Raw genomic sequence first — 749 nt, 5'->3', positions numbered from 1 at the left:
ATACTATCGCTGCCAGCCATGGAGAGCGAAGCGAAGGCTGGTAGACCCCAGTAGCCGCGAGGCCGCACTGTTTTCCCGGCGTGCCTTGCGCCAGAGGGAAAACAAAGTAGGCCTCCGAACGCGGCGTCCAGTCATTGGGAGCCAAGTACGGAGCAGCAACGAGCTTGCGAAGTTGTTGCGTAGTGCTTGGTGACCAGGACGGCTGGGGCACAAATAGGTTGTCAAAGGCCGAGTCGATTTTGGGGACTGGGATGTCCCAAAATCTATCACGAGGCCGAAGACACGCTTGTGAGGGTCAGGGTCTGGCCGCGCACGATGCGCGCCATGTCCAGCCAGTTGATGGCGCCGATGGCAATGAAGATCAGATAAATGTTGCGCCCGAAGAACACCATCAGCAGGATCACGAAGAACATGAAAGGCATGGCGTAGAGGATATCCACGATGCGCATCATGATGCCGTCCACCCGGCCACCGATGTAACCCGCAGTGGCTCCCCAGCTGATGCCGATGACCAGGCTCACCAGGGTGGCGATGATGCCCACCATGAGGGACATGCGTCCGCCGTACAGGGTGCGCACGAACAGATCGCGGCCCACGCTGTCGGTGCCGAACACATGGCCGTTCTCCAGGCTGGGGGGCGTGGAGATCAGGTCCCAGTCGATGGCGTCGAATTCGAAGGGACTCAGCCAGGGGGCGGCTATGACCAGCACCGAGATGATCAGCAGCACCACCATGGCGGTCAGGGCTGC

At 60.5% G+C, this 749-nt stretch carries 1 protein-coding gene and 1 pseudogene; both read right to left on the bottom strand.

Annotation, left to right across the window (positions count from 1 at the left end; genetic code table 11):
* Positions 1 to 3 precede the first annotated feature (3 nt).
* The gene (locus ACOCD2_RS23645; RefSeq protein ID WP_419596359.1) at positions 4 to 270 is read right to left on the bottom strand and encodes a hypothetical protein; all 267 of its coding nucleotides are present in this window, start codon (positions 268 to 270) and stop codon (positions 4 to 6) included.
* Positions 267 to 749: pseudogene (locus ACOCD2_RS23640) on the bottom strand (ABC transporter permease); the annotation flags it as partial. The gene ACOCD2_RS23645 and the pseudogene ACOCD2_RS23640, both read right to left, overlap by 4 nt.

The sequence above is a fragment of the Thiolapillus sp. genome (assembly GCF_048562965.1).
Classification (GTDB): Bacteria; Pseudomonadota; Gammaproteobacteria; order Chromatiales; family Chromatiaceae; genus Thiolapillus; species Thiolapillus brandeum_A.
Note: the sequence above shows the minus strand (reverse complement) of the source record. Positions and strands in the feature narration are given on the sequence as shown.